The following is a 24,607-nucleotide window of genomic DNA, read 5'->3' on the forward strand; positions in this document are numbered from 1 at the left end:
TCAATTCCGTTATAAACGTTAGCATAAAAGTGAAACCGCTTTAGTAAAAGCATCTTATCATAGAGTCAGTGAATTTTATGATTTTTCAAAAAATATGATAGTAAGATACGTGTACATTGTACCTTAAAGTTTCCGCAAAGATCGTGTGGAATTTTATTTAATGAATAACATAAAGTCTTTGGCGAGGAAAACTTGACTCATACTATCGCATCGTTTATGATTCAATTGATTTAATAATCAAAAAATATTTAGGAGGGCATTGCATTATGAAAAAGATTTGGGCTGTTTTATTAGCTCTTTTGCTAATCCCCACTGGCAGTTCATATGGGGAGACGCCCCCTGTTAATGATGGAAAACTATTGGTGGAATTTTATGATGCAGATGGCACATTCATAGAATCTTATTCTGGTCAAGAAGCAGAAGAACTTCTGAAACCACCTATAGACCCGCCAATTTTGGAAGTACCTGAAGTCACTGATGATATCCCTCATGTACATATTTATAATGAAAATAATTTCATAATAGATTCAACGGATGAAAATGTTCTGAAAGCCCAAAGTAAGGCCGAGGCGGCAGTGAAAGCAGCTTCTTTACAAGCTTATAAGTATGATCCTGCCTCGTTTACACACAATATTTGGATTGCTGATGGAGCATATTTTCATCAACCCCAAAGTATAGAAATAAGACCTAAGAAGAAAATGAACTCTATAATAACGAGAGTATATCGTCAAGGCTCTGCAACTCCAGTGGGAAGCGTGAAAATCGCAAACTTTTCAAGTGTAGCAAATATCCCTCTTCATAAGTTTACAAAGTATAGTGGAAATTATAAGATTCAGTTGCTAAATGAAGATCCCAATCAGCCAACGATCTATCTAGATACTGCGCATCTTTATTATAAATAAAATGATATGCTGCGGCTTCAACATGTCCGGTTTTTTGCACGATCTGTATCTTTTTTCTGATGGATGGTGAGTGCATATTGCTGATGAATCATCTTTTTTCGCTTACGCTAACCTTGACCTGAATGATCAGCCGTTCTTTGATTAAGTTTCTATATATATTTAAAAATGCATCATAGTATAGTTTGTCAACTAAAAACATTGAAACAGCTTCAACAGGAGCTATTTTTAACCATTCCCAATCAATTCATATAAGCTACAAATCAAATTCCCGTATGGTAACGGGCCATTCCAAATGATTATTTTTCAGACTCAACAGTAGAAATGAGATTGTCTATTTGTGGTTTGGAAGAGCCGACAAATTACATATATTAGATGTTGCATCCATATTCCCTTTATCCAAAAAACCCCTCAACGAATGAACAAAATGCTTATGGTTTCACATTGGGAAATTTGAGCGTTATGGTCAACCCCGAACCAAGCTCCGCTTTTGCCTCCAACTGAATAGCTTATAGGTTGTTGCTTGTGCAGTTTCTGTTGGAGACTGACGAATCGAGTCGGGCGAAACTTTTTCCCTTAACCTGTTTTAACGTCGCGACGATAAGAAAGCTAACAATCACCAATAGGAGCCAAGAACTCACCTTGCCCAGATGAACGAGATTCCACGCATCAGTTTGGTTTGGATATTTCCAAGCCCCAAAGAACGTTGCGATATTTTCGGCGATCCAAATAAAAAATCCGATGAGTACAAAAGAAAGGGTGAGCGGCATACGGTAACGGGTTCCACCAACCTCGTAGAGAACCCAGGATTGCCAAAAGACGATGATCACAAGTCCAGATAACCACCAACGAACGTCAATCCAATAATGGTGGGTAAAAAAATTCAAATAAATCGCGGCCGCAAGAGCCGCCACTGCCCAAAAAGGCGGCCATTTCACCAGTTCAATCTTGAGCCTCCTCCATGCCTGGCAAAGATAGCTAGCCACACTTGCGTACATGAATCCGCTATACAAAGGTACTCCAAAAATTTTGAAATACCCTTCCTCCGGATAAGACCAGGAACCCATATGTACCTTGAAAATTTCAAGCGTCAGTCCAATAAGGTGGAACACGGTGATCACCTTTAGTTCATCCCGTGTTTCAAGCCCGGACTTCACCATCCACCACTGCATGAGAAGGCAGATGATGAGCAGCCAGTCATACCGAGGCAGGAAAGGAAGTGGTATAACTTTTGTAATAGCCAAAGAAGCAAAAATAACGACTGGAAACAAACACGCGAGGGCCTGTTCCCAACCAAAACGAACGAATTGTTTGAATGCTCTCATCCTTGGACCTCCTGAGTTTTTTCTTTTAACCATATTGGGTGCTTTCATCGCTTCGGAAATATATTCCAGACAATTCGGACAGCTGTCCATTCTTGTGTATATGGCCAAAAGTCTCAAATGCCTAATACATACAATTCACTAAAAAACGTTATAGCCGTTATACACCCCTGTCAAACGAGGTATGGTAAAAAGCAAACTAGCGAATATGCTTTACTGTTTCATTCGCGATGCAAAGCACCCACCAAAGCAAGAAGCGGAATTCCGATAAGAAAAACAGAAAATCTTTTAAAAGCGAGTTGAACCGTTTTTCAGGCATCTCACTTATTTCGTATATCCTTGATTCTAACCGATTATTTATCGTTTATCAATAAATAATTATCTTTTTTGGTTATATTTTTATTGATATCCAATCGTCCCTATAAAAAAACGTCGCACCTACATTTATAGGCACAACGTCTATGCTTCATGCTCCAATATCATCAAATTGTATAACCAACCCATTGTATTCTTACCATGGCAGTAACACTTGAGTTAGATATTAATGGCGTATGATCTTTTAAGTCCTTTAAGGTGAAAAGAGTATTCGATAAGATATACTGACGTAAACTATATAACTAGGAAAATAATTGTAGGGGCTTGATGCTCTATCCTGCTCTATTTGCGCTGAACCGGCGGAAATAATGAATGGGGATAAAGCGGCATAATAAAAAGCCCATATGGAGGAACATCAAACCAGTAATTGCCGTTTGTATGTTGTCATCATCACGATAACGATAGTTCGTTACAGAATCTATAAAGGATGGTTTAAGCAATCCAATGTCGCTCTAGTAACGTAGTGTTTTTACAGGAACATTACATATTTCGGAAATCTCCCTATGGAATACACATTATGATCCTTTCAACGAAAGTTTCATGATAAACTGTTCACCAATTGGTCCCATTTTTCTCTTACCTATATCTACAAAACCTACTCTTGAATATAGGCGTTGAGCCGGAATATTTTTATGATTAACAGCTAAGACGATTTCATCACAATTAGGAAATTCAGCTTTAACAAAATCACGTAATAACAGCATACCTTGCTTGGCATAACCTTTTCCTTGTTTGGCATGATTAATTGATAATGCAGTTAGCAACATAGCTTTCGGATTATTTGAATACTCCTTTACACGTTCAGTTGAATGTAATAAAAAGAAACCTACAGGTTCATGATCACTGACAATCACAATCCGATGTTGTCCTTCCGCCACCTCTAACATATTGCTTGGCAAGGCCGTAAACTGTTCCTGTTCTTCAGGGAGTTTAAAAGAATGAAGCACTTCCAAATGTTCATCGGAAAACATTTTTAACGCAACATAATCCACTTTTTCCATAGCGTTACTGCTCCTTGGTTTTTATTTGTAATCTAACGAGAAATATCGTCATCATTACAGCAATTAGCAATCCTCCAAACACATAACCCCAGCTGAAAAATGAAACAGAATAAAGCGATCCTTCCTCAATCTTTCGCATAACATTTGCAATATACAAAGGATTCATATCATACATAAATGTGCTTATTAAATATATTAGAATTTTCTCTATGATACAAGGAACCAAAAAACCTAACGCATAAAAAGTTTTACTGTTTCCCTTACAGTAGACTGAATAGTACCATGCTCCAGCTGTATAGGGTAAGACTATCAATAAAACACCTAAAACATGCTTTAAATTCAAACCTATCAAGAACGGTACCGAGTATATCAGTACATAAGTCGATAGTATAATCAACCAGCCTAAACACAATTTAAGAAAAGCTATATATCTTTGTTTCAACTTTTACACCCCTCTTTTGTGGTGTTTTTACTGTTTCACATTTGGAAATTTGAGCGCTATGGTCAACCCCGAACCAAGCTCTGATTTTGCCTCCAACTGAATGGCTAAATCATAAGCCATCTTGCTCACTAAAAAGAGTCCCATACCTGTTGCTTGTCTTGTATAGGTACCTCTCCCTCCAGTAAAGCCCTTATCAAAAATAAATGGTAAATCTTCTTCAGAGACACCAGGCCCATTATCTCGTATAGATAAAATGGTTTGTTCACTCGCTCGATCATAACCCGTTTCAAACTCCAAAATGGGATCATTCTGATTCTGCGCAACGTATTTCGTACTGTTAAAAATGATTTGTTCTATGATGAAAGCTAATCCTTTGCGGTCGGATAAAATCTCCATCTCTTCACCTTTGAACTGTACTTGAAAACCGGATTCATCTAGTAGTGTTTGATGGTCTTCAACAGTCTGTTTGCAAAATGCGAGCACATGTATTGGTTCAAAAATATAATCTTTATGAGCAGCCCCAAGCCTTGCAAAATACAAAATTCGCTCTACGTCTCCATGCATTTGATCTCTAATATGAAGCATACGCTGTCTCACAAGGGGAGACATTTCGTCACTGCGGTTATCTAATAGCAATGTCATCAATGAGAGCGGCTTTTTAATTTCGTGAACCCATCCTTCGATATAGTTTTCATAATCGGCGAGTTCAATGACTTGATCATTCAGTTCCGCCTGATATGACCTAATGGTACTTCCCATCCTACGGATAAATGACCAATGAGTCTTAGGAGATACGCGGCATAATCTTTCTTCGTTCGCTTCATTCGGTTCTGACAAAAAATCTTGAAAGACAGCTTCGATGATTTTTTGCTTTCTTATCATCAGGAATACAGACAATAATATCATCGCCAGTGTAAAAATCATCATGAGTCCCACTAACACCTTAAAAGTTTCAGGGTAAGCCAGCCAAGCTAAATAACTAAAAAGGAGGCTTATAGCCATTAAGATAAGAAACCATTGTTTATGGGCATGAATACAATCATAGATTTGTTTTATCCATTTCATGGCTTCTCCTGCCCCCTCAGTCGATAACCTTTGCCCCTGATCGTCTCAATTTGATTCTCCAAGCCTAACTGCCGCAATGTTTTTCGTAAGCGAGTCAGATTTACTTGAAGGGCATTTTCGTCTATATATTGGTCTGTTCCCCATAAAATTTCACTCAGTGTTGATTTGGTTACAACCTCAGGTTTATTTTGCACTAAAGCCAATAAAATTTTTCCTTCATTCGCTGATAATAATAACGATTCGGATCCTTTATACAACGTAAACGTATTGGGATCTAATGAAAAACTGCCACCATCGATCAAGTCTGGTTGTCTTTCAAACCTTCTTAGCAAATTCTGAATGCGCGCCAATAATCGGTCTCGATTACATGGCTTAGTGAGATAATCATCTGCACCTAAATGAAGACCATGTAATTCATCTTGCAACTTATCTCTGGAAGTAAGCATCAATATGGGACCAATCCCTTTGGATTTTAGACTTTTACATATTTCAAATCCAGATTGTCCCGGTAAATTGATGTCCAATAAGACTAAGTTTGGTGCCAAAGTGGCAATTTGCGCGACTACATCATGAAAGTCGGTAATTGCTACTGCTTCAACCCCTTCTTTTTGCAATATATCCATTAACTCTTCTCTCATCAATAAATCATCTTCAACAACAGCAATCGTCGCCACTTTGACACCTCCTTCTACATAAAAATGTAACCTTTCTTTAATCTATATTTGGCTTCCAGCGCAATTTATCGATCTCATGACCTGCTGAACGGGCAACGGCTACTCCATAAATCACAAAAATGAGGATGACGACACATGCAAAGGCAAAGGAAATCGGATAAAGTAACGCATTGTCTTCGATGCGAATCACCACAAATGAAATCATTGCCTTTATCCCAACAGCCGCACTCACACATGCCAGAGACATAGGTAACAGAAAAGCCAACAACACTTGTCTATGCATCGACTTTTTCATTTGATTCCGTTTTGCTCCCAACATGGAAAGTGTTACATAGCGCTGTCCAGTCTGCTTCATCTGTGTCAAAAATTGTAAAGCTAATACCGTACAAGCAATAATCAAGAATAAGAATCCCACATATAGTGTCGTATAACTTCCCGCAACAACATAGAAGAGTTGACGTCCAAAGTTTTGCAAATAACTTTCAAACTGAAAGCCCGAAGATTGTAATAAGTCTCTGGCTTCCATCATGGGTTTCATTAAACCTTGCTCATCTTGCAGCTTTTGTGGGATGCGAAAATTCCAATAAGACACATAAGTTTCCGTATTTAAAAATTGTTCAAACATAGGGTCGGGGACGATAAATGCGGAATGAATTTCTACCGAACGGTCTGCGACTAACCCTCTCATCGGAGTGGATGCTCGTATAGATATTGCCTGATCATGAATGCTCATCAAACTTTGCCCTTCTTTTTCAGCCTTTTCAAGAATACGATCTAATACAGGCATGCGTTCTAAATTATCCATATGCAAAAGGTCTGGATTAAAGTATAGAGCAATTTCATCTGCATGCAGGTTCAGTGGTTTTTCTCCTATTGCCTTTAAAAGTCCATTATAAGATGATTCGGGAATGAGGTAAGGTGCTTTTGCATCAATCTCTAGGACCCCAAGCAAGTTAAGTGCATCGGGGTTTTCCGAACTAATCGTGTAACCTTGCATTTCTCCGGATAAAAGCTGCTCTTTATAGTCGCTTGGCAGAGCCATAATGAGCTGCTCTCTTAATTCAGACCAGTCTACCAACGATGAGGGCGAGTTGCCATCCCCTTGTTCATCCTTATATTTCATTTTCCCGATTTCTAATAGATTCAAGTCCTCTACATATGGTACCATTTTTTCTGAAGTAAGAAATTGCTCAACCTTTTGATGATCTCCATGAACCGTAAAATCATATAACGAGGAAGTCCTAGTAATAGCACTATCGAAACCGATAATCGTTGAAGCACCATTTGTGATCAAAATGATCGACAATGTGATGAGGATCGATGTTACAGCAACAGAAATGGATTTATTCGCTACATTTTCCTGGAACTGCCTTAAAGTAAATGTGCGCAGCCCTTTCGTAGATTTACCCTCGGACAAGCTTGCCAATAAGCCAAATAGTTTTCCAAATCCCCTCATAAAAAAGATCGTTCCCAAACATCCGAGAGCCAATGCCACAAACAAGAGCAGTCCTGCAAAATCCATAAAACGATATAAAACAATCCAGTAGGCAACACCTAGTAAGACAATACCCACTAAAATATGGAGTATGTTGCCTTTAAAATGTCCCCTATCTTGTTTCTTATCCATTTGCTCATAAAGTAATTGATGTACCTCTTGATTAAATAATCTTCCGCCAAGAATGACTAATGCGATGAGCTGGATGAATAAAAAACCAATGATCGTAAAGATTATCGCGCTTACCGACAAGCTTATTTGATGACCGATAATTCCCTGTCCGACTAGTTTAGAAACCGTCAAGCTGATGATTTCCGCTAAAAATCCGCCTATTAAAATCCCGCCAATGAGCGCCAAAATTGACGTCATAAGCCCCTCTGCTGCAAGTTGAAGAACTAGACGCTCTTTGCGCATTCCTAACATGAGATAGAGTCCAAACTCTTTGCTTCTCCGATTTAATTGGTACTGATTCGCAAATAAAATCAAGAAAAACAATAGGAATAAGGCAAATAGATACACAAGGGGCATGAGCGATAAGAGTTTATCGATCGCATCACTTTCAAATTCTTTCAAGAATAGGATCACATCTTGTCTTCCAAGTGAAAGAATGATATAAAACGAGGCCACTGCTGTGACTAGTGTTGCAAAGTAGATTAAATTTTCCTTCCGACTTCGATTCGCATTACGATAAATCAGCCTATAGAACATTTGCGCTTCCTCCCCCAAGCTGAGCTAATACCTTTAAAATTCTGTCATAAAATTTCTCGCGAGACTCATCTTGTTTGCGACGCAGTTCATGAAAGATGACACCATCTTGAATAAAAAGAATTCTGGAGCAAAAGCTTGCAGCATTCGGGTCATGGCTGACCATTAAAATGGTTTTTCCACTACTTCTATTAATTCCTTCCAGCTTATTCATTAAGATTTTTGCAGAGCGTGTGTCCAATGCTCCTGTCGGTTCATCTGCAAGAACGATATCTGGATCAGAAATCAAACTGCGGGCAGCAGCCACCCTTTGCTTTTGTCCTCCAGACATCTGAGATGGAAATTTATGAAGGATATCGGTAATTTCAAAAAAACTGGCCAGCTCATCTAACTTGGCACGTGCTTTCGCAAAATCCACCCCATGAATAGACAGCGGCAATAGGATATTTTCTTGTCCCGTTAAATTATCTAGCAGCGCAAAGTCTTGAAACAAGTACCCAATTCGACTACCCCGATATTCTGCTAAATCTTTACTGTCAAAAGCACTGATGTTTTTCCCATTTAAAAGTACCCGCCCGGCAGTTGGCTTGATGATCGTGGCAATGCAGTTTAATAACGTCGTTTTACCAGACCCGCTTGGTCCCATGATTCCTAAAAATTCTCCTGGGAGAATATCAAAACTGACACCGTTTAAAGCTTTTGTTATATTGTCTTTCTTTCCGAAGTTTTTTTGTAAGTCTTGAACCTCTAGTAATTTTCCTTCTCTGGCCATGCATAACTCCCCTTTTTTATGATCATTTTTGAAATCGAATTGAGTTATACACATTATAACCAGCATAAAAGTCTAGGAACACTTACAGATGATGTAAGGAAACGTAACTGATGTTAATCACTATATATAGTGTCCCGCGATCGTTCATTTATCCCGCATTAACTGGCAGTAAGCCCCTTTGCTTAGAAATCTAAAATGTAAGTAGAAAGTGCTGGGTCAACTGCCAGTAAATGCCCGATTGGTTCAACTAACATTCAGTAGGAGATGGAAGAAAACTCCTACTGAATGAAGTTTCACTATATGGAATAAGCATGACCTCCAAAGGACATGTGCCATTAAACAAGTTTGCCTAATAAAGCTCCTGCCCATGCCTGAACAAATCACATATGCAATAAAGCAAGATGTTTTTTAGTTGCTGTCGCCATTATGATTAAACATTTAGAAAAGATTATATCTAAGTATCGCCAGCTCGACTTTATCCGTTGACGACATCTTAAAATAACAGGATGTTAGTTCTTCTTCCGCTCAGTTCGATTGTTCAGTTTCTTTTAAAAATGACCCTTTTCTACAATAACCTCTTCATTTGAATTTTTGATAACAATATCAAAACTTCGATGAAAAGGATGCATAAACAAATCATATTGAATTCTACGCTCTTCATGAGATTGCCTTACATAATGGATGTCTATTCCTCTCTCCGAAACATCCCGTTCACTTCTTCTCATTAACTCCGTTTCTCCATCCGTATATAAGTAAATGGTTAAATCGTACAAATCAGGATTGGTAAATGCAACACTCATTCCTTCAACAATGGTTATTTTGTTTTGTGAAGAGAGTAAACTGCTCTTTATATAATGTGTCCCAATTGTATAGAGGTCTAAGCCATCCCTGATCATGTTTATGTCTCTCTCTAAAGCTGATACATGATGAGCTGCAGGGTGACAGGCGGTCATTTTATAATGATGATTCTTATTTTTGTATTCATAATCTATTACAGCATATTTCCTAAGATGAGAGCCAATTATATATGGATCAGTATTCAGCTCATTAACACCTTGTTGTTCCAAAAATTTTGCAAGACTAGTTGCAAACGTTGTCTTTCCCGAAGCACCATGGCCCGAAATCCCAATGATTAATCTTTTATCTGTTTTATTTATAAAGTTAGCTATCCCTTGTAATATCTTGTCCATCATTCTCCCCTTTTTCGGTTTATGATTGATTTTCATTAAGTATATTCCAATTCCTTCTACAAAACATGCGATATTACCGCTTTAATTGTCTTCTAGTAGTAGCAAAGCAACTTCGGGGGGCCTTTCAATATACCAACCAAAAAGAAGCATGCTAAAATACAGCACGCTTCTCCTATAGATATGTTATTTATATTCTGAAGCTATGATTTTTCTTTCTTACTAAACATTACATAAGCAATAACTCCAAATAAATAACCTATACCTGCACCTATCACAATTGTTAACAATAGAAAGTCGAGGAAAAATATGCCGAAAACGACACCAATGGCACAACCAAAAATCATTCCCAATGGTATTAAACTATCTATTAAAACTTTAGTGTCTTTTGATTTTTTCATACCGAATGTTCCCTTCTATGTTACTGATAAAGCAACATCATTGGCATTGCTAATCTTTTTCATGGCTAGCCTTAACCGATCATGTATTTGAACATTGGCTTTTAGGTGACACGGGATTTAGATTTAGGCATACTCATTTACGAATTTGCTCCCTGTCGTTGATCATGTTTCTAGTGCGTATCCTTCAAACCTCACCCGATCAATTCCAGGACTTGCCTTAGTTCACTTTATTTTTTAAGAAAAAAACAATCCTTTTTGTTAAAGGGTTGTTGTGAACAAAATTTATTTTAATCATAACATTTTAAAGACGCAAAAGCGCATCAGGTGAAAACTTTATTCAGTAGGAGTTTTCTTCCATCTCCTACTGAATGTTAGTTGACCGAATCGGGCATTTAGGTGCCGTTTCTCCCACTTAGACCTTTTGTATTAACTCAGGGATTTTGAAGTGGGAGTATTACGGCACCTTACATGCGGGATAAAATCATTCAAAAAACAGAACAGTTTAAAAAATTTATTTTTCTCCCAAGAAATAAATAATTCATCAAGTTGCTTCATTCTTCTTCATCACTTTTCAACTACACTTTCATTCTCCAAAAACTGGGTCCATAATCTGTATTCTCAACCAAAACATTTAAATCAGAGGCAGGTAAAGCTTCTCCAACTGTTAACTGATGCATGTTATTTTGTATAGGAGAGCCAAAGGAGAATTCCAGTTGTTTGGCATTCAAATCAAACAATATAGAATGCACGGTTCCAAAATGTTGTTGATAATTATGCACAGTTAACCCCTCAGGATACTCTTGTAATAGGAAACTTCGCAGATGATTTTTCGAGATAAGATCATTGCTTTTTAAACTATTTTCCATAAAATCATAACGTACTTTGGACTGTTCCAACATGCTATTTTCTATTCTCGAAATATGAGGGAATAGGGCATGGTTAGTGGCAATCATGTATTCTGATTTGTTGGTGCTCTTTTCTACAGCTCTTTTTCCATCATAAGTTTCGATTAAAGCTGCATGACCATCAGCATCTGCTAAAAGCAAATTCATATTTGTTCCAATAGGCATATCCTCTATATAAGAAATTCCTTCCTCAACGTCTTTACAATTTTCAAGTAACGCCCTGACGATCACCATAAACTGTAACCCTTTTATAGTCGGCTTTTTCATTCCCGGGTGTTTTCCAACTGGCATACCGCAAGCAGCAAAAGCTACACAAAACCCTTTTTCATTTAAGCCTTCGCTTCGACCGAAATATGAAACGGAAAATCCAGTATGACTGTATTTCCCCTTTACTTTTGTTGTGCAGAGTCTCATATCAGAGATGGCTGGGGACAGGTCGTAGTTTCTTAGGACATACGTTTTATGATCATTTGTCTTAATCGGTAAAACAGCACCCAAACTACATCCACCTAGTTGTAGCAACGCTTCATCGAAGAAGTTAAGATCACTTGGCTTTACATTAAGCTCATCTGCAAACCCTTGTAATTCTTCGTTTAAACCTGGACAATACTGGTTCATGAGCTTTTCCATATCCTTACATTTTGCCTCGTCTATTGGTTTGACTGATAAAACTGTATTCTTTGCTACAGGATTCTTTTTTATTTCTTCTCCTTGCCTTCTACCAATTTCATAACTAGTGCCTTCAAGATACGAAAAAGAAGCTTGAATGGTTTCTTTCATAATTTATCTCTCCCCGGTCAAAATGATGGATGCATATCGCGGAAATACATACCAGGTATTTCAAATACGCATATTCTTAAAAGAAATGAACTGACTTCTTCCCATAAAGAATGACAAGCATCAGCAAATCTTTGAATTTCCCTAAGCCAAATTCAATAAGAATAGATTTGCATTGCTCAAACCTTCAGGGATGGATAAAGGGTTCCCTCGTAAGTTTTGCCTTTTATTCCTGGATATACATCATAATTTCCCCCCTTTATTTCTATGTATATATAAAGAATAAACCCTCCAGCAGGTGGAGAGTTTACCCTATTTCTATATAAAAGCTGTTGTTTAATGATCGTTCTTGGTAACCCGTACACATATTTTCGTGATAAACTCGGAAGGATGTCTGTTCAAATCTGGTCGGATCTCTCTTATATTCAAATCGTAAGGAACAAGTCCTTTTTCATAGATCTCAAACGCATTCCCTACAGGGGATAAATTCTGTTCGATTAGCCAGCTTCTCAACTTTTCATATCCTGCATCCAACTCTGAATAGGGGCCTTTCACAGTCAGGCATGCGTATGTTCCACCAGCTAACATACTACAACCGTCTATTTTGTTCGTTTCTTTTATTGGAATCAGCAGCTCCACATCTGCCTCTTTTTGATGTAAGTCTCGTTCGTGAAAAACAGCCATGAGATTACCGATAATCTCCAGATTAAAAGCATAAACTCGATCAAACAACTTCTTAACCAACTGATCAATAAATGTAACGTTTATTTTCTCACGAACCGTATAAACTAGTAGTTCCTTTCGTTTTTCCATAAAACAGTCGGATAAAAGCGGTTCTGGTATGATAGAAGCCTCTTTTTCGATTTGTAGTTTTAATCGATTCATCTCTTCTATTTGTTTGGAAATTTTCTTTTTTTCAGCCTCAAGTTCAGTAACCTTATGTTCTAATATGCTTTTCCAGTTTATTTGATCAGAGTTTTCAATCAGTTCCTTAATTGTCGCCAAAGAGAGATGACAGCTTTTTAAAAGCTTAATTTTTTTCAAAGTTTGAATTTTATCATAGTCATAATAACGATAGTTGGTTACAGGATCTATATAAGAAGGCTTTAGTAATCCAATGTCGCTATAATAACGTAAAGTTTTAACAGGAATATTACATATTTCAGAAAATTTGCCTATAGAATACATTTTTTCATCCTTTCAACATATTTTCTTTAGCAAGTAAAAAATGTATGAAATGCAATTAACCATGCCTGCCTTACAAATGCAATAAGAATTCTTTATAACGGAGCTGTCGATGAAAATGATGGGTGAACTGGTCGGAGTTAATATACACACTTGAATAATGATTGTTTTCGGCCGCTTGGCAAACGGCTCCCAACAATCCGCCATTTTTAAATGATCCTCATGTCTCATATAATCAATCTTAACCGCTGCATCCTGTCAAACGTGGATGAACGGGAGTCTACAATTATTTTTGGAAGTTGGCAAGTGTCTTCTTTTTATTTACGCAAAAAGATTTTATCTGCTCGGAAACTCTCTTACAGCTTCTACCTTACATTTAACTCCTTTACTCCACAACTTTTATATTGATCATCGAAGAAGCAATAATAAGTCACAGCCTTTATAAAATAGCTTGATCATTTTCCAACCACTTCCACAATCGAGCCCGTTTGTTTTGAAATTGCTCATATGAAAAACCATGGAATCATCTGGTTTTAGATGCTCCATGGTTTTGATGAAGTGTGTTAAAGCTTTATATTTTATACTTTGGCTGCCCAAATTTCTATTTCAATTTTTATCTCAGGTAAACCTAGCTCAGAAAGATATCCAATCGTCATTGCCGGATAATCATTGCTAAATAAATGATCCCACTCTGAATCTAAGAAATCCCAATCAATTATCTCAGTAGCCCATATGTTTACTTTTATAATATTTTCAGCACGTAACCCTTCGGATTCCATCACTTTTTTTATATTGGTAAACGTATTACTCACTTGCTCATTCATATTTTGCGGAAATTGCCCATTTTGATCCATACCGACTTGACCTGATGCAACGTATAACTCTGCATTCCTTGGGATTTTTGTGATATGTGTGTAATTCCCCACCGGTGCAGGCATACTTGATGGGTTTTTCCTTGTAACTTTTCTGTTTTCCATTTATTCACCGCCATTTAGAAATTTTCTGCCGTTTTTCTAGAAAATCAAATGTAGACACACTTCACCTGTGGAATGATTTCTAGAAAAAAACAGCAGTAGAGTATCCATATCCAAAAGATAAGAACTTAAGTGATTTTTTCTTCATGGGTGGACACTCCTCTCTCTAAATGACAGCATTCTTTACGTAACTAAAAAAAGAATCTACGGTTTATTGCTAGTTTCAACCTAGCATTGCTTTAATTAGATTTTTATTATCAGGATAAAAAACTTATTCTGTACGAACATATTGTCACATAGAGCAAGGTTTTTATCAAGCTTTATCTTAAATAGTCGCTCTTTGTTTTATTGGTTGAAATAAAGTTTGATTAAAAAAACTTTTTTCACCAGAAAAGAGGTTGTCGTTGATGAAATACGAAATCAACGCTTCGTGTGCGCAGTGTTAAAAGAGCTTAATAGTAGTAAATAATGATTTGAAAAATTAGCTACTGAGTTCAATTATTCAAAACGGTAGAACCCAATTTGATGTTTTTTTATATTTACAAAATCAGCATTTTTTGCGTACTTTTGATTAACTTTTATTTACATTTATAAACGTCCATATTAAGGGATTTTAAGAACAAGATGTCATTTATGTAAAAATATTCTTGTTTAATAAAAGGGTGTGTGTTAACATTATTTCGAAAATTATATCAAATATTAGGAACTTTTCTAGTAAATCATGACACTGATGGTGTGCACATATTACAGAAGCATCTGCAGAACGATTAATCTATCCAAAATCAGTATATAAGGGGACATTGGACTATCTATAATAAAGGGGTGATAATGATTCATGCGGCTTCTCGTATTATTTTTGGCTACAGCCAATGCATTCATTCTTCTCTATGCACCTCAGCCCCTGCTACCTATATGGAAGAATGAATTTCAATTATCCATCTCGGCTGTTAGTCATACTATTTCTATCACCATTATCACCTTAGCTATAACCTCTTTTATGTTGGCATCAAAGTTTGATTTGTATAACCGAAAGAAAATTATTTTGTTAGCGAGTATAGCTTTAATTATTCCAAGTGCCATGATTGCCGTATCAGATTCATTCACTACGATCTTATTCTGGAGATTTGCATATGGTTTATTTATACCTGGTGTAACGGCTGTCATGATGGCTTATGCCTCAGAAGAGTTTCCAGCGAAACATCGAGGTAAAATCATGGGTATCTATGTAAGTGCGAATGTCGGAGGAGGATTATTAGGTAGGGTTATTTCTGGCCCAATAGCAGATCTCTTTTCCTGGAAAGCTGTTTTTGGATGTATGGCTGCGCTCTCTGCTGTTGTAGCTTTTCTTGTATGGATATATCTGCCCAACCCTAAAAATCAAACAAAAAAGAATAATGATAGTGCTCTTATTCACTTTAAAAACCCCACCTTAGTTGGAACATTCGCAATTGGTTTTGCACAATTCTTTGCATTTATTAGTTTCTTTACTTATATTCCGTTTTATGTGAGTGGAGCACCTTTTCACCTAACTGTTACGGAAGTTTCTTTATTATATTTAACTTATGCGTTTGGATTATTATCAGCACCCATATCAGGATATATATCAGATAAAATTGGAAGAAGATGGACGATGGCTAATGGGCATATAATCGCAGTTATAGGAATATTGTTAACCCTTTTCGGGACATTGCCAACAATTATTATCGGTGCTTCTTTATTAGCTTTTGGAAACTTCGCATCACAATCAGCTACTACAGCTTTTGTTACTGATATTGCAACAACATCTCGTGGAGCGGCTACTTCCCTTTACTTATTCTTTTTCTATCTAGGCGGAAGTCTCGGTTCTTGGATTCCAGGTATTATCTGGGATGAATTTGCATGGAACGGCGTTGTTCTTTCTACAACAGGTACAATTTGTATAGCGTTAATGATAAACGCCTCCCTAACAAAGAAGTCTTCGTCTCAACAAAACATTTCTGCGTAATAAAAAATAATTACTTTTATGTAAAAAGACTGGGGAAATTCCGCAACCTTTTTACGTAGACTAAATCTATTCCAAAATCAAATTAACATCTTTAACTGATTTCAGTTTTTTATAATGACTTTGCCAAGTTTTGCTTTTTCGTCATTGGTTGTTTCGTTTTCTAACTCAACAACAACTTTTATATGTTAAAGATTAAAAAGTTTACGTATGTTTTCTTTGTCAATAGCTACATGTGGCCCAAAAGGAAAAAAGTAACGGAGTTGCCATTGTTGTGTCTTCAGAGCCTGTTTGCTCGCAGGTTCAGTCCAGGGCGGATAGACTCGAAAAGCCGTTTTTCCTTTCTTGCCATTATGAGACATAATTCCCTTTTCGATAAGTATTTTTTTATCAAAAACAAACTGCCCTTGGTTTTGTGAACTGCTTACACCTATAACGACAAAATCTACACTATCCGTGCTGTCAAATGGGAGAATTATATCTATAGGTCGTTTCCATATGGTTACGAACTGACCTATTTTAACTGGTGTTGTCTTTGCTTCGCGAAAAACGATATCTTTCCCTTCCATTCCAAAACGGCAAGCACCATACTCAGCACTTTCTGGTTCTCGAATAACCTTACTCGTCACTGTCATTTCACAAGCTTCATAAACTTTCATAGCCATTTCCAACTGATGGGGCAGAATATTTGGATCAACAATTTGCTGCCCGGACTCCAATCTAATTTCCGATTTGTGAGTAGTCATATACCCTTCCTTTCTATGGAAACTATACATATTTCTTTGCGTTGTAAAATTATCCATCGAATACCAGTCTAGCACAATTACCTATTTTGCAAGTTTGAAATTTTTAATAAGTGAATTTAGCTTACTCAAAAGTTCAATTTTTGCCTTATCATCTAACCCAGTTAGCGGCTCGTCTAATAGTAATAATAGGAGATGGAAAAAACTCCCAATGCATGAAATTTCACTTTATGTGCCTCAAATATTTTCATGAATAACCTCTTCCATTTTCCTATAAGTTACTTACGGAAATTCTCTTGCAAATTAGAGAGCTATTACCCTGAGTTCTGACTCTCAATTTTATTCGAAAACAATTCCAGACTTTTTAAATTCAGGATCCGTTATCTAAATAACGAACATGCGCATAGCCCTTTATCCTTCTAAATGTTAAATAAGCAAAATTGAAATTGTTTGCGCCATTTTTAGATGCTCTGTAAGCATTAAGTTATCTGTCCGTAGAGCCTCGATAAAAAAAGCGAGCGATTGAATACCAAATAACATAAAATAGAAAAGCTCATTACGCCGTAGATTTACTTTTCTTAATACAAGCAAAATAGCAAAACCTATAAACAAAACTTCCATCAGTGGGGGGTTCCCTCCCCTAGATTCTCTATAAATCAATTTCTTTATTTTGTCTAAATGATAAAACCTAAACTTAGGCATCTCGTTTACGGTAAAATACAATAGCTACTGTAATAAATATCAGTGTCCATAACATGAAGATACCTGTTCCTTTCATTGGTGTAAGGATATTTATTTCATTAGAGGTAGGCGGCATGTACATATAATATCCTGCCGTATCCGGAAAAACATTTTTAATACGGGGTAGAAAATCTCTCAATAATGGACTGACAATGAAATAATGACCAAGCAGGACCACTAGAGCAGGAGTGGTTCGTCTGAGTAGAGCTCCGATAGCCGCACTGAGAAGGGTGGTTAATGTTAGATAGCCTGTTGCACCTGCTAAAGTTTTGATCATAGCGTCTATTTCAATCACGAATGCTGTGTCTCTTATCATCATAAAAGCATATAGTACGCCTGAGGCAGCAATGATAAACGCCATAGGAATGGTTACAATTGCCAAAGCTAAGAGCTTCATGGATAATTGAAACCCACGCCAAGGAATCGTAGTTAACGTAGTTCGAATCTGTCCACCCGTATACTCCGAACAAGTAGCTAAGATACCAAGAATAATGAACCCTGCTTGAAGATATCCCATAGAAGCAAGTCCTATATTCAGTATACTTTGCGTTCCTGCTGCCCCTTGTGGACCAGCAGAAGTAAAAGCTGCTGCTAAAACTACATTTAGAATGAATGTACCCATAAGAGTGCGCCATACCAACGGTAATGTAACTAATTTATCCAGTTCAGCACCAAGGATTCGTGTTATCTTTCTACTGGAAGAGGCACTCATGATGCAACGTCCCTCCTATGGAATACAATGGCGGCTACAATGAAAAGAACGGCTACCCAAGCAAACATGATGAAACCACCTGTGAATGGGGTGTGAAAGCTGTCGCTCCTAAACATAAACATATCAAGGCCAGCCATGTCTGGTAAGTAAAACGCTAATTCTGTAACCTTAGTAAGGAGGTAAGAGACTGTCACAACAGATGAATTTATCATGAGCACAGCAAGCGGGATAATCCCATTCTTAGTTAGAACCGTAATTCCAAATGCCAAAAGAGCGGTAAATACCCAGTAACAAACCGCGCCGATCAGTCTAGATGCCTCAAATGCAGGGGCGTATTCACCAAGAATAAGATTTGTTGCCAATACAGTTGTTAGAATAGCAACAATGGAAAGCAGTATGCTGATCACTGTCACAGCACTTGCTTTTGCCAGCAAAAAGTGGAAACGGGATGAAACAACGGTTAAACTCGTTGTAATCTGATTCCCTCCACCAGATTCACTGCTCTCTGTCAAATACTCACTGCTGACAGCAAGCACACCAAGAATAATCATACCTTGCACACCAAGACCTAATCCAATATAGCCAACTTCCGATAGTCGTGTGCTTACTCCAACTATAATATCCTCTTTTTCTACTATACTATCCAAGGAAGCAATGACCGCTGGGGCAAATGCTCCAATAAGAAAGGCAAGCCAAATGCCCGGCAGGGAAAACAATTTAGATAGTTCCGCGTTGAATGCCCTCATACAACATCACCTGCATATTTAGATGTCAGGGCAAAAAAGGCTTCCTCCAGCGTGGAATAGTTACCTATTACTTCTTCCAATGTTCCATCTGCAACGACTTTTCCATGATTAATAATCACAACATCATCAACAGTCTCTGCAAGCTCACCCATTAGATGACTGGATAGTAACACCGTTTTACCAGACGCAGCACGTTCACGTAAAAATGTCCGAATCCAACGAATCCCTTCTGGGTCGAGCCCATTTACAGGTTCATCTAAAACTAATATTTTTGGATCCCCAAGTAGTGCAGCCGCCATACCAAGTCTTCTCCCCATGCCAAGGGAATAACTCCCAACTCTTTTCCCAGCTGCATTCGTAAGACCTACGATTTCCAGAACTTCCTCGACACGTGACCGAGACAACCCTGCGGCACGAGCAATCCAACGCAAATGTGCCTGTCCTGTTCGCATACGATGAGCTCCAAATCCATCAAGTGCGGCACCTACTGTTGTTAGAGGATTCTGTAATTCTGCAAATGGCACTCCATTAATGAGTGCACTCCCTGAGGTGGCACGATCTAATCCAAGCAGGATGCGAAGTGTAGAACTTTTTCCTGCCCCATTTGGACCTAAAAAGCCAGTTACTCTTCCGGGTCTGGCTTTAAAACTGACACCTGATAAGATTTCTTGATTGCCGCGTTGTTTGACTAAGTTATGAATTGTAAGCAACCATAACACTTCCTTTCTGTTATGATTCTCATTATAAAGAAGCAAAGTTACATCTTGGTTATCATGTTGTTTACTTCTGGGTTAACTTTAGATTAAGCTCTGCCAATAGCTACTTTTGTGCCATTTTCAGTTGATATAAAGTCAGCTTTCAGCTTCATTTTTTTCAACATATAATTTGAAGCCGATAAACCAATTCCCGCTCCACGCTCATAGGATGAGTGATCCATGCCTGGACCTCTGTCTGCAACAATGATCTGTTCTTTTTCTACATCAACTACAATGTTGGCATACTTTCCCTCTGCTGCATGGCGAAGAATATTCTGAAATAAATTATCCAGAACTCGTGTCATCCATGTAGGATCTACTTCCCAATAAAAAGTCTTCTCTGTCGGTAAATCAACATCAAACTGAATTTCTTTTTCTTCAAATGCAGGATACCACGCAGCAACAGATGCTCTTACTAAACGTCCAATATCTGTTGGTGTCGGATCAAAAGGATATTTTCCTGATGTAAGCAATGTATAGGAAAGCAAATCATCCATTAGATCTCCGATTCTTGTAATCGTATGGTTCATCTCTGATAACGAGTTTTGTGCTTCTAAACTCATGGATTCTTTATTTAATTTGGTGATATGGCCCCTCAAAATAGTAAGTGGCGTTCGTAAGTCGTGAGATAAATTCGCAATCAGTCGATGTCGTAATAATTCCTCTTCATATTCTCGCTTGCGGCTATCTTCAAGCTGCTGAATCATCCAATTAAAAGAACTTCCTAATTGGTCTATTTCATCCATACGATCCGTTTGAACAGCTATTGGTGTAGGAAATGTGTTGTGATTAGCTGAAAATGACATAACTTCCTGTAAGCGGGTGAGGCGTTTACGGAGTCTCACGAAGAACAGCCCAGACATTACAACAAATGCGACAATAATAAAACCCAACAAGAGTAGTGTAATGTAAAATTGATGTAAGGTATTGATATTCAAATCTTCTTCATTGATAGAAACCCCAAAGGACGCAAAGAAGAAAATAAGCACAAGTGAAGGAAAAAAGATAAATAGAAAATGTCCTTTTAGAAAGCGACGAAATAATGATCTTGTCTGTTTCATAGTTTCACCCGATAGCCTATTCCCTTCAACGTTTCAATAATCTCTGGGGAATCTGGATGACGCTCCAATTTTTGCCGCAGTCGATGGATATGCACCATTAATGTTTTATCACCAGTTATGTAGGGTTCGTTCCAAATCGCTTCATAAATTTGTTCTTTTGGTAAAACTCGATTAGGGTGTCGTAAGAAGTACATTAAAATTTGATGTTGTTTCCCTGTCAATATAATTTCTTCTCCTGTGTACTTGTCATATACCATTTGGACTTCTGGATCTACTTCAATATGATTTCCTAATGCAATTCGTTCGGAATGTATACCACCACTTCGACGGATTAATACTTCTAATCTTGCAACTAATTCATCTGTATGGAATGGTTTCGTTAAATAGTCATCCGCAAATTGTAAACCATCCACCTTATCATCTATAGATGTTCTAGCAGATAACAGCAATATTGGAACAGCAGGTGCTGCCTTTTTTAATCGTTTTCCCACAGTAAATCCGTCTAAACCAGGTAACATAATATCCAAAATAATGATTTCATACAGATTTACTTCTTTTTCGGCTCCTTCACCAGAAAGCAGCCACTGAACTGAAAATCCTCGCTGTTCCAATTCTTCTTTTACCCAACTGCCTATTTTCTCATTATCTTCAATATATAATACTTTTCTTTTCAAGTAGCATCCCCCTCTCTGAACATTTTTCTATAAAATTCCTGAACCCTTAATACGCCTATACTTTCATTGAACAATATCCGAATATAAATATCCATTTTTTTTAGAAATACTTTCCATTAAAAGCCCGATTGTGGAAGAACACTAATTTTATAGAAATTTGTTAAATGAACTTGTTTAACAATATTTCTCTCCTATGACGAATACCTTTAGAACTATACTTCGCCTTCATTACAATAACATCCTGATTTTCAATAATCTTTAATGATTTACTCGTCCAAGCGCCATTGTCATTAATAAGATTCACAAGTAATTTATTATAAAGTGAAACTTCATTCAGTAGGCGTTTTCTTCCATCCCTACTGAATGTTAGTTGAACGAATCGGGCAATTAGGTGTCATTTTCTCCCGCTTAGACCTTTTGTATCAACTCAAGTCTTGAAGTGGTGTATACGGCACCTTACAGGCGGGATAAAAAGTCCGTTGTCATAACAATTGATCGCCTGTTTTTGGATCTCTAGGTGTTTAATCCCAAGCTCTTCAGCAATGATAATCGTCTCCTCTTGTGGTAATAAAGGAAATTGTTCGCGAATACCCAAAAACATCAGAAAATTCAGTCAAATGAAAGTAGTTTCGCTCCAAATATCCGATAAAAACTCATGTTGTCTGCCGGTTTTTATACCTTTTAACCTTGTAAACCGACCTAATGAGGAAACATCTTGAATTCTGATAATCTGCCCCACTGCCAGTTCCTCGACCCTCTTTAATCCACTTATCAATTTTAGATGTTCTTTTTCATTTCGACACAAAAACACCCCTCTAGATAATCATATCCAAAGGGGAAAAGCTTCGCAACTTTTTTATAAACGTTACGACTTTATTTTAAAGATGCATCTTTTTTATAAACATCGCAACTTAATTTTTAATTTACACAGATTCTATTCAAACAAACTCCCCCTCATTCCACCGTTACACTTTTTGCTAAATTTCTCGGTTTATCAACGTCACATCCGCGGTGTAGCGCCGCATAGTAGGCGATCAGTTGCAGCGGAATGACGGAGATGAGCGGAGTGAGCAGTTCATGGACATGAGGCAGTACGTAGCGGTCTCCCGCTGTATCAAGGCCTTTCATGGAAATGATGCATGTGTGGGCGCCGCGTGTCTCCACTTCCTTGACGTTTGCCCGAATGCTTCCGTTAACATTGGTCTGGGTTGCCAATGCGATGACGGGGGTTCCTTTTTCAATCAGGGCAATGGTGCCGTGTTTTAATTCTCCCCCGGCAAATCCTTCTGCCTGAATGTAGGAGATCTCTTTCAGCTTTAGCGCTCCTTCTAACCCGACAAAATAGTCGATGGAACGGCCAATGAAAAAGCAGTTGATAGTCGCGGGCAAATATTCAGCCGCAATTTGCTCGAATGCTTCTTTGGCGTCACATAATGTATCCATCGCGCTGGCGGCGATCCCCAGTTCTTTGACTAAGTCAAGGTCCGTAGGTACTCTTTTGGCAGCCCCCGCTACGGATGCCAAAATCGCAAGGACGGCAATCTGGGCTGTGTATGCTTTTGTGGAAGCGACGGCAATTTCCGGTCCGGCATGTAAAAGCAGTGTATCATCCGCTTCTCTTGAAAGGGTGGAGCCAGGCACATTCGTGATCGTGAGTGCGCGGTACCCCATTTCCTTCACTTTCACCAATACCGCTCTGCTGTCTGCTGTTTCTCCGCTCTGGGAAATGAAAATAAATAATGGTCTTTTGGAAAGTAAAGGCATATTGTAGCCAAATTCACTGGCGAGATGGACTTCCACCGGAATTTCCGCCAGCTTTTCAATCAGCTGTTTTCCAACCAATCCCGCATGATAGCTTGTTCCGCATGCCACAATATAAATTCGGTCGGCTTTCAGCATGGCATTTGTGATTTCCTCATTGATCTGTAGACGGCCGTTCTCATCCTGGTACGCTTGAATGATTTTTCTCATGACAAGTGGCTGTTCATCTATCTCTTTCAACATGAAATGCGGATACGTTCCTTTTTCGATATCTGTCATGTCAAGCTCCGCTTTGTAAGGCTCCCTGATGATGACTTCGCCTTGCAAATTATAAATGTCTGCACGATCTTTTTTCACAATAGCGATTTCCTTATCCAACAGTTCAACGAATTGATTTGTGACATGAATCATTGCCATGGCATCACTGGCAACAACTTGAAAGTCTTCTCCGACTCCGATCAACAACGGGCTTTTATTTTTTGCCGCAAAGATAACTCCTGGTGTTTCAATATCCAGCATCGCTATTGCATATGATCCGTTGAGCAAACGCAGCGTTTCACGAAAAGCTTCTTCCGCCTCCATCGTTTGGGAAAACTTTTCTACCAATTGAACGATGACTTCTGTGTCTGTTTCACTTTGAAGCGTCACATCACGTAAATAGGCTGCTTTTAATTCCGACTCGTTTTCAATGACCCCGTTATGAACCAAAGTAAATCGGCCTGACGCACTTTGATGGGGGTGGGCATTCCTTTTGCTGGGCGATCCGTGGGTTGCCCAGCGCGTATGCCCGATTCCTGACCGAGCACTAATATTTCCGTCCACTGCATTTCTGAGGTCTGCTATCCGTCCTTCTTCTTTAAAAACATGAATGCCGTCTTGATTCTCAACAGCGATTCCTGCCGAATCATAGCCGCGGTATTCAAGCTTTTCCAAGCCTTTTAATAAAATTTCCTTCGCATCATTTGTCCCAATATAACCTGTAATTCCGCACATTGTCTTTCCTCCAGTAAAAGGAGGGCAAGCAGCACGAGGGCATACTTGCCCTCTTTTTTCATTTTCTCGACCACATTTTCTTTCCTTTGTCCATCGAGTCGCCTCGATGCTTTCGAAAAGAAAATTCGACTGTGTGCCGCAGCCGGGAGGCATCCGCCGAACGTTCGATAAACCTCCTCCTCGTCAACTAGCGAGCTTATCAACCAACTTTCACTAGTTCTGGCGCTTATATAAAAAACCCCTATGCTCCTTTCCATTTAA

The 24,607-nt window shown here is 38.2% G+C and carries 21 protein-coding genes; 2 read left to right on the forward strand and 19 right to left on the reverse strand.

What is annotated here, in order from left to right; genetic code table 11:
- Positions 1-266 precede the first annotated feature (266 nt).
- Positions 267-902 carry a hypothetical protein gene (locus JOC94_RS01765; protein ID WP_205178167.1) on the forward strand — a complete coding sequence of 212 codons (636 nt, stop codon included), beginning with the start codon at positions 267-269 and terminating at the stop codon, positions 900-902.
- 506 nt (positions 903-1,408) lie between these two features.
- Here JOC94_RS01765 and JOC94_RS01770 read toward each other — a convergent pair.
- From JOC94_RS01770 to JOC94_RS01820, 11 genes are all read right to left on the reverse strand, one after another.
- Positions 1,409-2,224, reverse strand: a complete 816-nt coding sequence (locus tag JOC94_RS01770; protein WP_205178169.1) for a DUF817 domain-containing protein — start codon at positions 2,222-2,224, stop codon at positions 1,409-1,411.
- A gap of 887 nt (positions 2,225-3,111) precedes the next feature.
- Positions 3,112-3,597: a GNAT family N-acetyltransferase gene (locus tag JOC94_RS01775; protein WP_205178171.1), complete on the reverse strand. Its 486-nt coding sequence runs from the start codon at positions 3,595-3,597 to the stop codon at positions 3,112-3,114.
- Between the two features lie 469 nt (positions 3,598-4,066).
- Positions 4,067-5,104: a sensor histidine kinase gene (locus JOC94_RS01780; protein WP_077114323.1), complete on the reverse strand. Its 1,038-nt coding sequence runs from the start codon at positions 5,102-5,104 to the stop codon at positions 4,067-4,069.
- Positions 5,101-5,778, reverse strand: a complete 678-nt coding sequence (locus tag JOC94_RS23320) for a response regulator transcription factor (protein WP_205178173.1) — start codon at positions 5,776-5,778, stop codon at positions 5,101-5,103. The genes JOC94_RS01780 and JOC94_RS23320 overlap by 4 nt, the downstream gene beginning before the upstream one ends.
- Positions 5,779-5,815: 37 nt before the next feature.
- Positions 5,816-7,981, reverse strand: coding sequence for an ABC transporter permease (locus JOC94_RS01790; RefSeq protein WP_205178175.1), 2,166 nt, complete (start codon positions 7,979-7,981; stop codon positions 5,816-5,818).
- Complete coding sequence (locus JOC94_RS01795) at positions 7,971-8,750, reverse strand: ABC transporter ATP-binding protein (protein ID WP_077114329.1); 780 nt, start codon at positions 8,748-8,750, stop codon at positions 7,971-7,973. Before JOC94_RS01795 ends, JOC94_RS01790 begins: the two co-directional genes overlap by 11 nt.
- 548 nt (positions 8,751-9,298) lie before the next feature.
- Positions 9,299-9,940 (reverse strand): uridine kinase family protein, encoded by a 642-nt coding sequence (locus JOC94_RS01800; protein ID WP_077114381.1) that lies wholly within the window; start codon positions 9,938-9,940, stop codon positions 9,299-9,301.
- 200 nt (positions 9,941-10,140) lie between these two features.
- Positions 10,141-10,338 carry a hypothetical protein gene (locus JOC94_RS01805; protein WP_077114330.1) on the reverse strand — a complete coding sequence of 66 codons (198 nt, stop codon included), beginning with the start codon at positions 10,336-10,338 and terminating at the stop codon, positions 10,141-10,143.
- A gap of 575 nt (positions 10,339-10,913) precedes the next feature.
- On the reverse strand, positions 10,914-12,023 hold the full coding sequence (locus JOC94_RS01810; protein WP_077114332.1) for a C45 family autoproteolytic acyltransferase/hydolase: 1,110 nt from the start codon (positions 12,021-12,023) through the stop codon (positions 10,914-10,916).
- Positions 12,024-12,356: 333 nt separating this feature from the next.
- The gene (locus JOC94_RS01815) at positions 12,357-13,208 is read right to left on the reverse strand and encodes a MerR family transcriptional regulator (RefSeq protein WP_077114334.1); all 852 of its coding nucleotides are present in this window, start codon (positions 13,206-13,208) and stop codon (positions 12,357-12,359) included.
- A 575-nt stretch (positions 13,209-13,783) separates the two neighbouring features.
- Entirely contained in the window at positions 13,784-14,182 is a 399-nt protein-coding gene (locus tag JOC94_RS01820) for a RidA family protein (RefSeq protein ID WP_077114336.1), read from the reverse strand.
- Between the two features lie 832 nt (positions 14,183-15,014).
- On the opposite strand from JOC94_RS01820, the gene JOC94_RS01825 reads away from it, so the two are divergent.
- Positions 15,015-16,163 carry an MFS transporter gene (locus JOC94_RS01825; protein WP_077114338.1) on the forward strand — a complete coding sequence of 383 codons (1,149 nt, stop codon included), beginning with the start codon at positions 15,015-15,017 and terminating at the stop codon, positions 16,161-16,163.
- A gap of 185 nt (positions 16,164-16,348) precedes the next feature.
- On the opposite strand, the gene JOC94_RS01830 is transcribed toward JOC94_RS01825, so the two are convergent.
- The 8 genes from JOC94_RS01830 to glmS all read right to left on the reverse strand — a co-directional run bounded on the left by JOC94_RS01830 (position 16,349) and on the right by glmS (position 24,346).
- Positions 16,349-16,906 carry a MepB family protein gene (locus tag JOC94_RS01830; protein WP_077114340.1) on the reverse strand — a complete coding sequence of 186 codons (558 nt, stop codon included), beginning with the start codon at positions 16,904-16,906 and terminating at the stop codon, positions 16,349-16,351.
- Between the two features lie 423 nt (positions 16,907-17,329).
- Entirely contained in the window at positions 17,330-17,524 is a 195-nt protein-coding gene (locus tag JOC94_RS01835; protein ID WP_077114342.1) for a prolipoprotein diacylglyceryl transferase family protein, read from the reverse strand.
- Between the two features lie 73 nt (positions 17,525-17,597).
- A complete protein-coding gene (locus JOC94_RS01840) occupies positions 17,598-18,356 on the reverse strand; it encodes an ABC transporter permease (RefSeq protein WP_077114344.1) in 759 nt (252 codons plus the stop codon).
- The gene (locus JOC94_RS01845; RefSeq protein WP_077114346.1) at positions 18,353-19,102 is read right to left on the reverse strand and encodes an ABC transporter permease; all 750 of its coding nucleotides are present in this window, start codon (positions 19,100-19,102) and stop codon (positions 18,353-18,355) included. The genes JOC94_RS01840 and JOC94_RS01845 overlap by 4 nt, the downstream gene beginning before the upstream one ends.
- Positions 19,099-19,812 carry an ABC transporter ATP-binding protein gene (locus tag JOC94_RS01850; RefSeq protein ID WP_077114348.1) on the reverse strand — a complete coding sequence of 238 codons (714 nt, stop codon included), beginning with the start codon at positions 19,810-19,812 and terminating at the stop codon, positions 19,099-19,101. The genes JOC94_RS01845 and JOC94_RS01850 overlap by 4 nt, the downstream gene beginning before the upstream one ends.
- 92 nt (positions 19,813-19,904) lie before the next feature.
- Positions 19,905-20,918 carry a HAMP domain-containing sensor histidine kinase gene (locus JOC94_RS01855; RefSeq protein ID WP_077114350.1) on the reverse strand — a complete coding sequence of 338 codons (1,014 nt, stop codon included), beginning with the start codon at positions 20,916-20,918 and terminating at the stop codon, positions 19,905-19,907.
- Entirely contained in the window at positions 20,915-21,592 is a 678-nt protein-coding gene (locus tag JOC94_RS01860) for a response regulator transcription factor (RefSeq protein WP_077114352.1), read from the reverse strand. The genes JOC94_RS01855 and JOC94_RS01860 overlap by 4 nt, the downstream gene beginning before the upstream one ends.
- Before the next feature lie 954 nt (positions 21,593-22,546).
- Positions 22,547-24,346 (reverse strand): glutamine--fructose-6-phosphate transaminase (isomerizing), encoded by a 1,800-nt coding sequence (glmS, locus tag JOC94_RS01865; protein ID WP_205178177.1) that lies wholly within the window; start codon positions 24,344-24,346, stop codon positions 22,547-22,549.
- Positions 24,347-24,607: the final 261 nt, after the last annotated feature.

The sequence above is a fragment of the Siminovitchia thermophila genome, from assembly GCF_016909185.1.
Classification (GTDB): Bacteria; Bacillota; Bacilli; order Bacillales; family Bacillaceae_C; genus Siminovitchia; species Siminovitchia thermophila.

Coding starts and splice junctions, on each gene's coding strand:
- JOC94_RS01790 (WP_205178175.1), bottom strand. CDS start 7,981: ATGTTCTATAGGCTGATTTATCGTAATGCGAATCGAAGTCGGAAGGAA.
- JOC94_RS01765 (WP_205178167.1), top strand. CDS start 267: ATGAAAAAGATTTGGGCTGTTTTATTAGCTCTTTTGCTAATCCCCACT.
- JOC94_RS01835 (WP_077114342.1), bottom strand. CDS start 17,524: ATGGAAGTTTTGTTTATAGGTTTTGCTATTTTGCTTGTATTAAGAAAA.
- JOC94_RS01855 (WP_077114350.1), bottom strand. CDS start 20,918: ATGAAACAGACAAGATCATTATTTCGTCGCTTTCTAAAAGGACATTTT.
- glmS (WP_205178177.1), bottom strand. CDS start 24,346: ATGTGCGGAATTACAGGTTATATTGGGACAAATGATGCGAAGGAAATT.
- JOC94_RS01840 (WP_077114344.1), bottom strand. CDS start 18,356: ATGAGTGCCTCTTCCAGTAGAAAGATAACACGAATCCTTGGTGCTGAA.
- JOC94_RS01795 (WP_077114329.1), bottom strand. CDS start 8,750: ATGGCCAGAGAAGGAAAATTACTAGAGGTTCAAGACTTACAAAAAAAC.
- JOC94_RS01775 (WP_205178171.1), bottom strand. CDS start 3,597: ATGGAAAAAGTGGATTATGTTGCGTTAAAAATGTTTTCCGATGAACAT.
- JOC94_RS01825 (WP_077114338.1), top strand. CDS start 15,015: ATGCGGCTTCTCGTATTATTTTTGGCTACAGCCAATGCATTCATTCTT.
- JOC94_RS01800 (WP_077114381.1), bottom strand. CDS start 9,940: ATGGACAAGATATTACAAGGGATAGCTAACTTTATAAATAAAACAGAT.
- JOC94_RS01845 (WP_077114346.1), bottom strand. CDS start 19,102: ATGAGGGCATTCAACGCGGAACTATCTAAATTGTTTTCCCTGCCGGGC.
- JOC94_RS01780 (WP_077114323.1), bottom strand. CDS start 5,104: ATGAAATGGATAAAACAAATCTATGATTGTATTCATGCCCATAAACAA.
- JOC94_RS01770 (WP_205178169.1), bottom strand. CDS start 2,224: ATGAGAGCATTCAAACAATTCGTTCGTTTTGGTTGGGAACAGGCCCTC.
- JOC94_RS01815 (WP_077114334.1), bottom strand. CDS start 13,208: ATGTATTCTATAGGCAAATTTTCTGAAATATGTAATATTCCTGTTAAA.
- JOC94_RS01805 (WP_077114330.1), bottom strand. CDS start 10,338: ATGAAAAAATCAAAAGACACTAAAGTTTTAATAGATAGTTTAATACCA.
- JOC94_RS01810 (WP_077114332.1), bottom strand. CDS start 12,023: ATGAAAGAAACCATTCAAGCTTCTTTTTCGTATCTTGAAGGCACTAGT.
- JOC94_RS01820 (WP_077114336.1), bottom strand. CDS start 14,182: ATGGAAAACAGAAAAGTTACAAGGAAAAACCCATCAAGTATGCCTGCA.
- JOC94_RS01830 (WP_077114340.1), bottom strand. CDS start 16,906: ATGACTACTCACAAATCGGAAATTAGATTGGAGTCCGGGCAGCAAATT.